Origin of the sequence: Carnobacterium sp., assembly GCF_045617425.1 — a bacterium.
Taxonomy (GTDB): Bacteria; Bacillota; Bacilli; order Lactobacillales; family Carnobacteriaceae; genus Carnobacterium_B.
This window is the reverse complement of the sequence record NZ_JAZLIO010000022.1, coordinates 1-15118: the sequence shown is the minus strand read 5'-3', so window position 1 is coordinate 15118 and position 15118 is coordinate 1. Positions and strand designations below refer to the sequence as shown.

Annotated in this window: 12 protein-coding genes and 1 other annotated feature; of the genes, 10 read left to right on the top strand and 2 right to left on the bottom strand. The window is 35.0% G+C overall.

The window, feature by feature from the left end:
* Window positions 1-36 precede the first annotated feature (36 nt).
* Window positions 37-642, bottom strand: coding sequence for a 30S ribosomal protein S4 (gene rpsD / locus ACKI3H_RS11110; protein WP_407372311.1), 606 nt, complete (start codon window positions 640-642; stop codon window positions 37-39).
* A gap of 222 nt (window positions 643-864) precedes the next feature.
* Window positions 865-1332, bottom strand: a complete 468-nt coding sequence (locus ACKI3H_RS11105; RefSeq protein ID WP_407372310.1) for a GAF domain-containing protein — start codon at window positions 1330-1332, stop codon at window positions 865-867.
* Window positions 1333-1556: 224 nt separating this feature from the next.
* On the opposite strand from ACKI3H_RS11105, the gene ACKI3H_RS11100 reads away from it, so the two are divergent.
* The 10 genes from ACKI3H_RS11100 (at window position 1557) to radC (ending at window position 14940) form a co-directional block, all read left to right on the top strand.
* Window positions 1557-3278 carry a septation ring formation regulator EzrA gene (locus tag ACKI3H_RS11100; RefSeq protein ID WP_407372309.1) on the top strand — a complete coding sequence of 574 codons (1722 nt, stop codon included), beginning with the start codon at window positions 1557-1559 and terminating at the stop codon, window positions 3276-3278.
* Window positions 3279-3440: 162 nt separating this feature from the next.
* Window positions 3441-4580: a cysteine desulfurase family protein gene (locus ACKI3H_RS11095; RefSeq protein WP_407372308.1), complete on the top strand. Its 1140-nt coding sequence runs from the start codon at window positions 3441-3443 to the stop codon at window positions 4578-4580.
* Window positions 4581-4615: 35 nt separating this feature from the next.
* Window positions 4616-5833, top strand: coding sequence for a tRNA uracil 4-sulfurtransferase ThiI (thiI, locus tag ACKI3H_RS11090; RefSeq protein WP_407372307.1), 1218 nt, complete (start codon window positions 4616-4618; stop codon window positions 5831-5833).
* A 137-nt stretch (window positions 5834-5970) separates the two neighbouring features.
* Entirely contained in the window at window positions 5971-7569 is a 1599-nt protein-coding gene (locus tag ACKI3H_RS11085; RefSeq protein ID WP_407372306.1) for an amidohydrolase, read from the top strand.
* 153 nt (window positions 7570-7722) lie between these two features.
* Complete coding sequence (locus ACKI3H_RS11080; protein WP_407372305.1) at window positions 7723-8385, top strand: redox-sensing transcriptional repressor Rex; 663 nt, start codon at window positions 7723-7725, stop codon at window positions 8383-8385.
* A gap of 129 nt (window positions 8386-8514) precedes the next feature.
* Window positions 8515-9006 carry a thiol peroxidase gene (tpx, locus tag ACKI3H_RS11075; RefSeq protein WP_407372304.1) on the top strand — a complete coding sequence of 164 codons (492 nt, stop codon included), beginning with the start codon at window positions 8515-8517 and terminating at the stop codon, window positions 9004-9006.
* A gap of 54 nt (window positions 9007-9060) precedes the next feature.
* Window positions 9061-9297, top strand: a binding site (T-box leader).
* A gap of 74 nt (window positions 9298-9371) precedes the next feature.
* Window positions 9372-12017, top strand: coding sequence for a valine--tRNA ligase (locus tag ACKI3H_RS11070; RefSeq protein ID WP_407372303.1), 2646 nt, complete (start codon window positions 9372-9374; stop codon window positions 12015-12017).
* Window positions 12018-12204: 187 nt separating this feature from the next.
* Window positions 12205-13512 (top strand): bifunctional folylpolyglutamate synthase/dihydrofolate synthase, encoded by a 1308-nt coding sequence (locus tag ACKI3H_RS11065; RefSeq protein WP_407372302.1) that lies wholly within the window; start codon window positions 12205-12207, stop codon window positions 13510-13512.
* A 19-nt stretch (window positions 13513-13531) separates the two neighbouring features.
* Window positions 13532-14191 (top strand): HAD family hydrolase, encoded by a 660-nt coding sequence (locus ACKI3H_RS11060; RefSeq protein ID WP_407372301.1) that lies wholly within the window; start codon window positions 13532-13534, stop codon window positions 14189-14191.
* 56 nt (window positions 14192-14247) lie between these two features.
* Complete coding sequence (radC, locus tag ACKI3H_RS11055; RefSeq protein ID WP_407372300.1) at window positions 14248-14940, top strand: DNA repair protein RadC; 693 nt, start codon at window positions 14248-14250, stop codon at window positions 14938-14940.
* The last annotated feature ends 178 nt before the right edge of the window (window positions 14941-15118 follow it).

The window sequence follows — 15118 nt, the reverse complement described above, 5'->3', positions numbered from 1 at the left end:
GAAGCTTTTACAGTTACTAGATAGAATCTAGTTTTATTAACGAGAGTAGTACTCAACGATGATTGTTTCATCGATTTCAGCAGATAATTCATCTCTTAATGGTAGACGGTTGTATGAACCTTCTAATTTTTCAACATCGAAAGTTACGTATTCGGGACGGCCGAATAATGCTTCAGCAGCTGATTTAATAATATCCATGTTTTTAGATTTTTCACGTACAGAGATAACTTGTCCAACTGAAACGCTGTATGATGGAATATCAACGCGTTTGCCATCAACAAGGATGTGGCCGTGGTTTACTAATTGACGTGCTTGACGACGAGTAGTAGCTAAACCTAAACGGTAAACAACATTATCTAAACGTTGTTCTAAAAGGATCATGAAGTTTTCACCATGTTTACCTTCTTTGATTTTACCAGCTTTTAAGAATAAGTTACTAAATTGACGTTCGTTCATACCAAACATGTGACGCAATTTTTGTTTTTCTTGTAATTGTAGACCGTATTCTGTTAATTTTTTACGGCTGTTTGGACCATGAGGACCTGGAGCGTAAGGACGGCGTTCGATTTCTTTACCTGTGCCAGAAAGTGAAATGCCTAGACGACGAGAAACTTTCCAACTTGGACCTGTATAACGTGACATAATGTAATTCCTCCAATAAATGTTTTTTTTTGGAGTAAAATAATAAGTAGAAGTTCAGTATTTCGTGCAGTCCATTTTTCAATCTTCACCTTTGCAGCCATAGGTTACGCAATTGCACCATTACTGGCAATGAACTGTTGACGTGAATACCACTCTCACGCTGCATTATTTTACACAAACGCAATTATACGCTATAAATCATTAGTAAGTCAAGCCATTCTATTATATAATTGAAGGATCTAAAAGAATTTGAACGAATTCTTCTAAATATGTTTGGTCGATTGCGTCAAAGCGACTAGTAATAGGAGCATCGATATCTAAAACACCAATTACATGACCTTCTTTGATTAAGGGCACAACAATTTCAGATTGGCTTGCTGCATCACAAGCAATATGCCCTGGAAATTGATTAACATCTTCAACAAAAATGCTCTCTTTTTTAGCAAATGCTGTCCCGCAAACGCCTTTACCATTTTGTATTCTTATACAAGCTACTTTGCCTTGGAAGGGTCCTAAGACCAATTCGTCAGAAGCTGGTTCATATAAATAAAATCCAGCCCAATTGATAGTAGGTAAGTTCTCGAATAATAAAGCTGCTGCGTTACTTAAATTTGCAATGAAATTAGTTTCATCACCTATTACAGCACTAAGTTGTTTATTTGTTAATGAATAAGCAGATTCTTTTGTCATATAAGCACTCCTTAAAAGTCTCTCAGCAACATATCAGAAAAATGATTATTTTCCTAGATTGAGGTGTGAGAATATTTTCTTCTATGTTATAATATACAATAGGTGTTTTTATAAGTAAATCCTTTATAAAAATTAGACATACCATTACATTCCTACATAGAATGAAAAAACTATTTTTGTGAAATCAAAATGAACTTAGCAGTAATCCAATCGGAGGTTTTAAAATGAAAATAGAAACAATTTTAATGGTTATCATTGTATTAGCTCTGGTATCCTATATAACCAGTTATATAATGAAAAAAAAGCATTATCAAACGATCAACAAGCTGGAACAAGAAAAATTTAATTTAATGGATACACCAATATCAGAAACCCTTCAAAGTGTTAAGGATCTTTCTTTGACAGGACAGACAAAGAAAAATTTTGAACAATGGAAAGAAAAATGGAAAAAATTAGAGATGACGGCATTTCCTGATATTGAAAATCTTTTGTTTGATGCTGAACAGGCAACAGACCGTCTACAATTGATCAAAGCCAGCAAAGCTGAACAGAAAAGCAGCGAGCTGATGAATAGCACAAAAGAGAGTATTAAAGAAATTCAATTAGCGTTGAACGAATTATTAAAAAGTGAAGAAAAAAATAATCAGGCTATAAAAAAAGTCCAAGAAATGTATCAAACCATTCGGAAAAAATTACTAACACAAAGTTTTTCTTTTGGCCCAGCACTGGATAGATTAGAAAAGAAACTTACTTTTTTAGAATTAAGTTTTGCTGATTTTTCTGACTTAACGGTTTCTGGAGACCATATTGAAGCTGAAGAAGTGTTGAAAAAGCTTAGCCATGAAACAAAAGAGTTAAATGATGCAGTTACGACTATTCCTAGCTTAGTTAAAGAAACTAGTACAGAATTCCCGGATCAAGTTCAAGAATTAAAAGAAGGATATCATGAATTAAAAGATGTGCAACATTTCGTCTTTTTAGAAGATTCAATAGCAGCCGACATTGCGGATATTGAAAAAGATATTAAACAAAGTGAAAAATTACTTAAGCAATGTGAACCTGAAGAGGCTAAAAAGCTGAATGTGATAATTGAAGAAAAAATCAACCACATTTATGATGTTATGGAAGCAGAATTAAATGCTAAAGAAGCAGTCGAAAAAGAGTATACTATTTTGGCTGAATTCATTGGATTTGTGAATAAGAGAAATCAACAACTAATGATTGAAATTGACCGCGTATCACAAAGTTATAAATTAAACGACGCTGTTTTAGAGCAAACAAAAAAAATGCAAGAACAAATTGATGAAATTAAACTTGATTTTGAAACATTTAAAAGTGGAATTGAGAAAAATCAGGCCGTCTATACAGTTGTTGAAGAAACATATGCTGCAGATGGAGAAAAGTTAACTCATATTGAAGAAGAGCAAGAAAAATTGATTACTCAATTAGCCGATTTACGCAAAGAAGAAACTGAAGTAAAAGAAAAAATTGATGATTTTGAGTTTAACATGCGTGGCATAAAACGCTACATTGAAAAGCAACACTTACCAGGTTTACCTGAAGAATATTTAGATTTATTTTTTGTCACAACAGAGCGGATTGAAAAATTAGCTAAAGAATTAAATAAATTGAAAATTGATATGACAGAGATAAAAAAAATGTGTGAACTTTGTGAAGATGATGTTGAATTACTTATTGATAAAACTGAAGAAATCGTGGATAGTGCATTACTGACAGAATATATGATGCAGTATGCGAATCGTTACCGAAATGAACATCCTGAAATTGGGGAAGCCATTTTGGAAAGCAATGATTTGTTTAATAAAGAATTTCAGTATAAAGAAGCGCTTGAAGTTGTCTCTACAGCACTAGAAGTTGTAGAACCAGGAGCATTCAAAAAAGTTGAGAACCAGTATTATGAAGAAAAAAGCCAAAGTGCTAAGTAGCTAAAAATTGAACCGATAATGAAAGAGTCAACAGAGTGGTGATTAGCACTACTCTGTTTTGTTTTGTTAAAAAAAGAGACGTCTTGTATTCGAAAAAGTTTTTGTTATAATAGTAAAGAATTTTCACTTGAGGAATAATTTAAAAGAAAGTGTGACAATAAAATGATTTATTTTGATAATAGCGCAACAACGAGAATGGATAAAAATGTTTTACAAACTTATGAAAAGGTAAGTCAAACCATCAACGGCAATCCTTCCAGTTTACACTTATTAGGCAACTATGCGGATGGGTTGCTTCAGCAATCTAGAAAACAGATTGCTGATTTAATGCACGTTTTGCCTGAAGAGATATACTTTACAAGTGGCGGAACAGAAGGTGACAACTGGGCGATAAAAGGAACTGCTATTGAAAAGAGACAATTTGGCAAACATGTAATTACAACAGCGGTGGAGCACCCTGCAGTCAAGGAATCTGTTGGTCAATTGAAAATGTTGGGATTTGATGTAACTATTTTACCTGTTGATCAGAGTGGAAGAGTTTCTGTTTATGATTTAAAAGAAGCACTAAGATCGGATACTATTCTAGTGTCGATAATGGTTGTAAATAACGAAGTGGGAAGTATTCAGCCAATTGCAGAGATTGGAGAAGTGCTAAAAGATTATCCAACAGTTCATTTTCATGTGGACGCAGTACAAGCGATTGGAAAAGTACCGCTATTATTAGGTAAGGAGTCAAGAATCGACCTAGCTACTTTTTCTGCTCATAAATTTCATGGACCTAAAGGTATGGGATTTATGTATATTAAAAAAGGGAAAAAAATTGCGCCACTTTTAAATGGTGGTGGACAGGAGTCTGGCAAACGTAGTGGTACAGAAAATGTAGCTGGCGCAGCATCTATGGCTAAAGCCTTGCGCTTGGTACTTGAAAAATCCGAAAAGAAGCAAAAGAACCAAAGAGAAATAAAAAAATATTTGGTACAGCAATTAGAAGGATATAAAAAAGTCTCGGTTTTTTCTCAAAAAGAAGGAGCACCTCATATAGTATGTTTTGCTTTAAAAGGCATTCGTGGAGAAGTAATGGTTCATGCTTTTGAAAAAAAGGACATTTATATTTCAACAACTAGTGCTTGTTCTAGCCGCAATGGTATGGGTTCTAGTACATTGGAAGCTATGCACGTCCCTGAAAAGTTAGCCACAAGTGCAGTGCGTATTAGTTTGACAGATACCAATAATTTAGCAGAAGCAAAAATTTTTATGGGTGAATTTGATCAACTATATCAACAATTTAAAGACATTAAATAAATTTAAAGGGAATAAAGAGAGGAAGTTAGTGGCACATGCAGTACGATGAAGTAATGATCCGTTATGGAGAACTATCAACTAAAGGTAAAAATAAACGACTTTTTATCAGCAAATTGGCTCAAAATGTAAAGTTTGCTTTACAAGATTTTGAAGAATTAAAAGTACATGGAGAGCGTGACCGTATGCATCTAGAATTAAATGGTGCAGATAGTGATGCAGTATTGAAGAGGTTAGAATCTATCTTTGGTATTCAAAATTATTCTCCGGTTAGACGTTTGGAACGAGATATTGAATTGTTGAAAAAAGTTGCAGTCGAGATGGTCGAAGAGCTCTATACAGATGGTAAAACATTTAAAGTAATGACTAGACGTTCTGATCATGATTATGAATTGGATACGAATGACATGAATCAATTGTTGGGAGCAGAAATTTATAGCAAAGTTAAAGGCATAAAAGTTCAAATGAAAAAACCAGATATTACATTACGAGTTGAAATTCGTAATGAAGGATTCTTTTTATCTAGCAAGACGGTTATGGGAGCAGGCGGTCTACCTGTAGGGGCAAGTGGAAAAGGTATGCTGATGTTATCTGGTGGAATCGACTCACCTGTAGCAGGTTATTTAACCATGAAACGTGGTGTGAACTTAGAAGCTGTTCATTTCCACAGTCCTCCATACACAAGTCCGAGAGCTCTTCAAAAAGCGAAAGATTTAGCTGCTAAGCTAGCAGCTTTCTCAGGCAGTGTTCAATTTATTGAAGTTCCTTTTACCGAAATTCAAGAAGAAATAAAGAAAATTGTTCCAGAAGGTTATTTAATGACGGTTACAAGAAGAATGATGATGAGATTGACCGATCGTATCCGCGAAGAACGCAAAGGATTAGCAATTGTGAATGGCGAGTCATTAGGACAAGTAGCTTCTCAAACGCTGCATAGTATGATTGCAATCAATGATGTAACTGCGACTCCGGTCATACGACCAGTTGTTTCAATGGATAAAAATGAAATTATTGAGATTGCTCAAAAAATTGATACATTTGATTTGTCTATCCAACCATTTGAAGATTGCTGTACAATTTTTGCTCCTCCAGCGCCTAAAACACAACCTAAACTAGAAAAAGCTCGTAAATATGAAGAGAGACTTGATGTTGAAGGGTTAATTGAGAGAGCGATGAATGGTTTAGTGATTACTAAAATTACAGTTGGAGACACATTAGAAGCACAACAAAAAGCTGATTTTTTAAGTTTATTATAATTACATGCAGGGATAAAAAAGCTAAACATATATAGTATGTTTAGTTTTTTTATCGTTTTACTTACGTAATTTAATACTGCTAAATAAAACTTAAGTAGGTATAATAAAAATAGCGAATACGATAGGAGGATATCAAAGTGAAGTTATGGAAGAATGGTCTTTTTTTTACAATGGAAAAAGAAGACGAAACGGTTTCTGCAGTTCTTACTGATAGTGAAACCATTTTGGCTGTAGGCGAAGAAGAAGAGTTGAAAAAAAAGTATGGCAATAAAATAACCGAGGTGATCGATTTAAATGGAGAAACGATATTTCCGGGTTTTGTAGATAGTCATTTGCATTTATTGTGGTATGGAATGAGTTTAGCCCGTTTAAATTTAAATCAATTTAAAAGTAAAAAAACAAGTTTGGAACAAATACGAAAAAAAGTTGAACAATTAGCTCTAGATGAGTGGCTTTTTGTTGAAGGATACAATGAAAATGAATGGCAAGACGACCCAACGCCTATTACAAAAATGGACTTGGATGTTATTTCAACATCGCATCCCATATTGGTTCGCAGAATTGATTACCATAATGTTGTTATCAACACACCTTTAATCAATAAAATACAGATTAAAGATGGGCAGACATATGATGGTGGAGGCGAGATTCAATTAGATAAAGAAGGAAAATTAACAGGTATTTTAAAAGATGAAGCCACAAATTTAGCTATAAATGCTTTTCCTGAGACAACACCTTCAGAACAAGAGGAATACTTAGCTTTAGCAATCGAAGATTTATGGTCAAAAGGAATAACAGGAGGACATTCGGAAGATCTTCATTATTTTAACGGCTTTGCAGGAACCTTTAAAACGTTTCATACGGTTATTGAAGAAAAGAGAAAGGCCTTTCGAGTACATCTTTTGATTCACCATGAGGAATTGAATGCCTACAATCAGTCAAATGAAGTATACCTGGATGGCAATCCTTATATAGAACTAGGTGCAATGAAAATTTTTTATGATGGAACAATAGGATCTCGAACTGCTTTAATGAGTTATCCGTATCCTGGAACTACTAATTATGGCCTACAAATTCAAACAGATGAAGTTTTTATTGCCCTTATCAAAGCTGCACGTAAAGCCAAACTGCCAGTAGCTATCCATATTTTAGGGGATAGAGCATTTGAACAAGTAATTGAAACATTGCATCAATTCCCACCGCTTCCTGGACAACTTGATCGAATGATCCATACACCTTGGTTAAACGCTGGATTATTAAAAATGGCTAAAAATTTACCTCTGATTTTTGATTTACAGCCGCAATTTATGAGCAGTGATCTGCCGTGGGCACTGGATGTTTTAGGTAGAGATCATCCTCCTCTAGCATTTGCATGGAAGACTATTAAAGATTTCGGATTTCCAGTTGCAGGAGGTAGTGACGCTCCAGTTGAAATACCCAATCCTTTTTATGGTATCCATGCAGCTGTTACTAGAATGAAAAGAGACGGGCAAAATAAAAAGCGTTATTTCCCAGAAGAAGAGCTTTCTGTATTTGAAGCTTTATCACTTTACACAACAGGAAGTGCCATTGCAAGTTATAAAGAGGATTCTAGAGGAAAAATAAAACCTGGCTATATCAGTGATTTTACAATCTTAAAGCAAAATCCTTTTTTAATAGAGAAAGATGCTTTGAAAGACCTGGTCGTTTCGAAAACAGTTGTTGGTGGAAACATTGTTTTTTCGACAAATGATTAATAATTAAGAGGTCTATAAAGAAAGAAGATAAGTGGAAACATTTGCCTTCTTTTTTTGTTCAATATAATTGTGATATTAATCACAATTATATTGAGTTAATAATTGAAAGATGTTATGATAATGAAGAAAATTAAAGGACAGGAGGCAGGATAAATGGAGATAACGACTAAAATACATCAAATTCCAAATGCAACAGCTCAAAGGCTACCTATCTATTATCGTTCATTAAAAAAATTGAATGAAACAGGGGTAGAGCGCATAAAATCAAAAGAATTAAGTCAACTAACACAAATTCCTTCAGCAACGATTCGTCGAGATTTTTCTCATTTTGGTGAGTTAGGAAGAAGTGGATACGGTTATGAGGTCGTTTATGTAACCGAAGTATTTCGTGAATTATTAAATGTGAATAATATCATTAATGTAGCACTTATTGGAGTGGGGAATTTAGGGACAGCCATTTTAACCAATAATTTCAAGAAAGAAAAAAACATTACGATCAAGTGTGCTTTTGACATTCAAACTCCTTATTTAGGTAAAGAAATATCAGGTGTACCAATTTTTCCTATGGAACGAATGAAAGAACTTGTTAGGAAACAAGAAATTCACACAGCTATTTGTGCTGTACCTAGTGAAGTGTCGCAAGATGTAGTAGATGATCTAATTGATGCTGGTATCACGTCCATTTTAAACTTTGCCCCTGGAAGAATAAAAGTACCGGATACTATTCAAATGAAATATATTGATTTCTCCAGTGAAATTTTTACAATGGTCTATCAAAACGAAGCGTTATATCCTGATAATCCATCTGAAAAATGAGTGAGATAAAATAAACTTTCAGATAAGTGGAATAAAAGTAGAATTTGACTACTCGTACGGAAATATTGCTTTAAAAAATGATTATTCGTATACTATTCTAAGATGAGTCATAGAATAGGAGTGTTTGATATGGAAATTACTAGAAAAGGTACACCGCATAAACTTAGAGGTATTCAAACAAAGGTTGGAGATAAAGCGCCTGAATTTACTATAAAAAACTTAGTTGATGAAACAGTTAGATTAAGCGAATTTTCGGGAAAAGTTGTTTTGATCAGTGTCGTTCCAGATATTGATACACGAGTATGTGCTTTGCAAGCAAAAGAATTCAATAAAATCGCCAGTGAATTAGAGGGCGTGCAATTGATCACTATTTCAAATAATACTAAAGAAGAACAAGCTGAATGGTGTGCTGGAAAAGACATTTCAATGGAAATGTTGCATGATAGTGAATTAAGTTTTGGTAACGCGTATGGTTTAGTAATGGAAGATCTTGAGCAATTAGCACGATCAGTATTTGTTGTTAACCCAAGAGGTGAGATCACGTATCAAGAAATCGTTCCTGAGATGTCTAGTGAACCTGACTATGATAAAGCAATTAAAGCAGCTAGAGCAGCACGCTAATGAAATCCATAAGGCATATTGAAAAATAACTTTTTTAATGCTACTATATAAAAATAAAAGGCAATGAACAAGAAGAGTAATTTTATTTACTGACTTTATAGAGAAAAGAACGAATGCTGGGAGTTCTTAGTCGTGATAAAATGAAGGTAGCTTGGGAGCTGACAAAGTGAACATACAGTAACTTTGTTCGGAGTAACGATCCGTTAAAATTGTAACTAAGAGGTATACTTTTGAAATTAATAAAGTATGCAATATAGGTGGTACCGCGAGTGAACAGCATTCGTCCTAATAATAATTTATTATTGGGATGAGTGCTTTTTTTGTTTGTATAAATTTTTTAATTAAAATTGTAAAGGAGAGATAAAATGACTGATGAATTGAAAATGTCTACTAAATATCAACCAAATGAAGTAGAAGCTGGTCGTTATGAAAAATGGGTAGAAAAAGGGCTATTTAAGCCAAGTGGAGATAAGACAAAAGAGGCTTACTCCGTCGTTATTCCTCCTCCAAATGTAACTGGGAAATTGCATTTAGGTCATGCTTGGGATACAACTTTACAAGATATTATTGTTAGACAAAAAAGAATGCAAGGCTTTGACACTTTATGGTTGCCAGGTATGGATCATGCAGGAATTGCAACCCAAGCAAAAGTAGAGGCTCAATTAGCTGAAGATGGTATTTCACGTTACGATTTAGGACGTGAAAAGTTTATTGATACTGTGTGGGATTGGAAAGAAGAGTATGCCAGTGTGATTCGTGAACAATGGGCAAAAGTTGGTATTTCAGTTGATTATAGCCGGGAACGTTTTACGTTAGATGAAGGATTATCTGAAGCGGTTCGTAAAGTATTTGTAACGATGTACAATAAAAAATTGATTTACCGTGGGGAATATATCATCAACTGGGATCCAAAAGCTAAAACAGCCTTATCAGATATCGAGGTTATTCACCAAGATGTTGAAGGTGCATTTTATCATATGAGTTATCCATTAACAGATGGCAGTGGAGTAGTAGAAATTGCGACAACACGACCTGAGACGATGCTAGGGGACTCAGCTATTGCGGTCCATCCAGATGATGAGCGCTACCAACAATTGATTGGCAAGACAGTTCTGTTGCCATTAATGAATCGTGAAATCCCGATTATAGCAGATGATTATGTTGAAATGGATTTTGGTACGGGTGTTGTGAAAATCACTCCTGCTCATGACCCAAATGACTTTGAAGTTGGAAAACGTCACAATTTGCCACAAATCAATGTGATGAATGATGATGGGTCAATGAATGAATTGGCTGGCAGGTATGAATCAATGGATCGTTTTGAAGCTCGCAAAGCTGTGGTAAAAGATTTAGAATCTGAAGGTCGAATGATAAAAATTGAAAAAGTGGTTCATAGTGTTGGTCATTCAGAACGTACAGGAGTTGTAGTAGAACCAAGATTATCTACACAATGGTTTGTAAATATGGCACCACTAGCTAAAGAAGCAATCGAAAGCCAAGGAACAAAAGAGAAAGTTAATTTTGTGCCAGAACGCTTCGAAAATACGTATATGCGTTGGATGGAAAATGTTCATGATTGGGTAATTTCACGCCAATTGTGGTGGGGTCACCGTATCCCCGCTTGGTACCATAAAACAAGCGGTGAGTTGTACGTAGGTATGGAAGCACCTGAAGATAGTGAAAATTGGGTACAAGATCCAGATGTTTTGGATACGTGGTTTAGTTCAGCTTTATGGCCGTTTTCTACAATGGGCTGGCCAGATGAAGAGTCTGAAGATTTTAAACGTTATTTCCCTACCAATACTTTGGTAACAGGATACGACATTATTTTCTTCTGGGTTAGTCGTATGATGTTCCAAAGTTTAGAATTTACTGGGAAACGACCATTTAATAACGTATTGATCCACGGTCTTATCCGTGATACGGATGGCCGTAAAATGAGTAAATCACTAGGCAATGGAATCGATCCTATGGATGTCATTGAAAAGTATGGAGCGGATGCACTACGTTGGTTCTTGTCTAACGGTTCTGCTCCAGGGCAAGATGTTCGTTTTAGTTATGACAAAATGGATGCTGCATGGAATTTTATCAATAAAATATGGAATGCTAGCCGTTTTGCATTGATGAATATGGAGAACTTTACTGTCGATCAAATTGATTTAACAGGTGAAAAAACAGTTGCTGACCGTTGGATCTTAACCAAATTAAACGAAACCATTGAAAAAGTAACCGACTTATTTGAGCGTTTTGAATTTGGTGAAGCGGGTCGCCACTTATATCACTTTATTTGGGATGATTTTTGTGACTGGTACATCGAAATGAGTAAGGAAGTATTATTTGGAGAAGATGAAAAAGCGAAACAAACGACCAGAAGTATTTTAGCTTATGTATTGGATCAGACGTTACGTCTGTTGCACCCAATCATGCCATTTGTTACTGAAGAGATTTGGGAAAATATTCCTCACGAAGGAGAATCCTTAGTGGTAGCAGAATATCCAGTTGTTCATCCAGAACTTTCTGATGAAGCAGCGACCAAAGGGATGGATGTATTGATGGAATTGATTCGTTCGGTTCGTAATATTCGTTCTGAGGTAAATACACCGTTATCTAAAAAAATTGAGTTATTGATCAAAACAAACGATCAAACAATCGAACAATTTTTGAAAGATAATACTTCTTATATTGAACGCTTCTGTAACCCTGAAACATTGACAATCTCAAGTGATGTAGAAGCTCCTGAAACAGCTATGTCAGCTGTAATCACAGGTGCTGAAATTTACTTGCCACTAGCAGGATTGATCAATTTAGAAGAAGAAATTGCTCGTTTAGAAAAAGAATTGGATAAATGGAACAAAGAAGTGAAACGTGTGGAAGGAAAATTAGCGAATAAAAAATTCGTAGATAATGCTCCTGATGCAGTAGTTGAAGCTGAAAAAGCAAAACAAGGCGATTACCTTGAAAAACATGCTGCAGTAAATGAACGTATAAAAGTACTGAAAAATCAACTTTAATTAGTAACCTATGAACAATAAAACGAGTAAAAACTAGGATTTTTCTTAGTTTTTTACTCGTTTTGTTGTTCTTTGAGAAAAGGCTGTAGTAAATGATTGAATGCACAGTATGATATTTTAATGGTTGAAATGTACAGCGTAGTTTATAATTAACTAAGTATGGAATTTAAATAAGTGGAGGTAAGTCATGTTCACTACCTATGAAGAAGCAATGAATTGGATTCATGCAACAAGAACTTTTGGTGAAAAGCCAGGATTAAAGCGTATGGAATGGATGTTAGGTAAATTAGGTCATCCAGAAAGGAAATTTAAATCGATTCATATAGCAGGTACAAATGGTAAAGGCTCTACATTGGCTTTCTTGAGGAACATGTTGGAAGCAAATGGACAAGTAGTTGGAACGTTTACCTCGCCATATATCGAAATGTTTAACGAACGTGTGAGTGTCAGTGGTGAACCATTGTCTGATGATGAAATTTTGCGTTTAGCAAAAACTGTCTATCCTCTTACAGAAGATTTAAAAAAAACGAACCTAGGCGGACCAAGTGAGTTTGAAATTATTACAATGATGATGCTGATTTATTTTGGTGAGGGACATGCTGATGTAGTGCTAGTTGAGGTAGGAATAGGTGGGTTGTATGACTCAACAAATGTTATTCATCCAGTAGTCTCAGTTATTACGACAATAGGAATGGATCATATGAATTTACTTGGAGAGACTTTGTCTGAAATTGCTATGAATAAGGCAGGTATTATTAAGACAGCTGTTCCCGTAGTAACTGGAAAAATCGGTAAAGAAGCTCTAGAAGTAATTGAACAGAAAGCTACTGAACAAGAAAGCGCGGTAATGAAATATAATAAAGATTTTTTTGTTACAAAATGGCAGACTCTTCCTACTTGGGGGGAGCAATTCGTATTTGAAGATGATTTTATGCGACTTAGTCCCATCCAAATAGAAATGTTGGGGCGGCATCAAGTAGAAAATGCAGCTGTAGCAATTGAAACATTAAGAGTTTACAGTCATGAAACAGGTTTAGCTGTGAATCATGAGAAGATACGGAGTGGTCTGAAAAATACTTTTTGGCCTGGAAGATTGGAAAAAATAAACGATCAACCGCTTCTTATTTTAGATGGTGCACACAATGAACATGCAATAAATACATTAGTTGAAACGATTAAAAAAAATTTTGCTCAACAAGAGGTTTCTATCATTATGGCATCTATGCGGGATAAAGACATTCAAGGGATGGTAGATCAATTGCAATCTATACCGAATTGCCGTTTGATTCTAACGAGTTTCAACTATCCTAGAGCCGCTGGAATCGATGAGTTAAACAAACTAATGCTAAAGAATGGGACAGTAATCGAACATTGGCAAGAGGCGTTGGTAGAGTCTCTTAATGAAATGGATGAAAATGGTATAGTGGTTGTAACAGGATCTTTGTATTTTATTTCTGAAGTGAGAGAATACGTTAAAGTAGCAAATAAGGAATAAAAATTTTGGAGGAAAAATCATGACTAAAATTGAAGCTGTTATTTTTGATATGGATGGACTAATGTTTGATACAGAAGTGCTTTATTATGAAGCGAATCGAACGATTGCTAACAGAATCGATTTAGCATATACGTGGGAGTTTCATGAAAAATATATTGGAGTCTCTGATGAAGAATTCCATAAAGAACTTTATTTAACATTTGAAACAGAAGCCGCTGATACACTTATCAACGAAGGCGGTCAGGCTTTGCTAGAACATATTGAAGCTAACGGATTGCGTAAGAAAAAAGGGCTAATTGAATTACTAGACTATTTAGAAAGTGAAAATATAAAGAAGATAGTTGCTTCTAGTAGTATCAAATCGCTCGTTTCACTGTTTTTAGAAAAAGAACAACTCACTCCGTATTTTGATGCCATTATTGGAGGAGATGAAGTAACTCGAGCAAAACCAAGTCCGGAAATATATGAAAAGGCATGGTTAAAAACGCAAGTTCCAAAAGAGCGTACACTTGTTTTAGAAGATTCGCTTAACGGGATTAGAGCAAGCTATGATGCTGACATTCCAGTTATTATGATACCGGATCTAATACTGCCTACGAGTGAAGCAAAAGAAAAAACACTCACGATTCTAGATGATTTAAATCAAGTGAAAACCTTTATTGAACAGCAAAATCAATAAAAAAATTGACTCCTTCTTTTTCGCGGATAGTACTAATGTGAAAAAGGAGGGTTTTTATGACGATAAAAAGTATGAATCTAATAAAAGAAGTTCCCGTTCAATCAAGGCCAAGAGAAAGACTAGAGCAACATGGCGAGAAAGCTCTTGCCAACCATGAATTGCTTGCTATCTTGCTTAGAACAGGAACAAAAGGAACAAATGTTATCACATTAGCCTTATCTACGCTCAATCAATTTGAAGATCTCTATTATTTAAAAACAGCTTCTTGCCAAGAACTAATGACAATTACTGGGATTGGTAGAATTAAAGCAATTGAACTAAAAGCAGCGATTGAATTGGGTACTCGCATTTCGCAAGCCTCTCAAATTAAAATTGGTCAAATTACTTCCAGTGCGAAAGCAGGAGAAATGTTGCTGCTAGAAATGCGCGGACTGCAACAAGAACATTTAGTCGTTCTTTATTTAAATACAAAAAATGAAATTATTAAAAAAGAGACTATTTTTATTGGGGGACTTAATTCTAGTATCGCTCATCCTCGTGAGATTTTTAGAGGAGCAGTCAGGTATTCAGCTGCGCGGATGATTGTTGGACACAATCACCCATCTGGTAATCCAGAACCTTCTGAAGCAGATATCCAATTTACGCGAAGGATGTCAGAGTGCGGAGAATTAATGGGAATCGATTTGCTGGATCACATTATTATAGGAGAACAAGAATTTATTAGTTTAAAAGAAATAGGTGTTTGTTAAAAGAAAGTGTGTATAAAGGTTGCTTATTTAAAATGTCCATGCTATACTAAGGTAGAGTTTTTGTTAGGTAGAAAATAGAATTGTTTCAGAACATTCCAATTCGCACCGCAAGCAAGAATATCACTATATGTGCTTAAGGGCACGAGGAGGAATTTCATTATGGAACAAGGTACAGTAA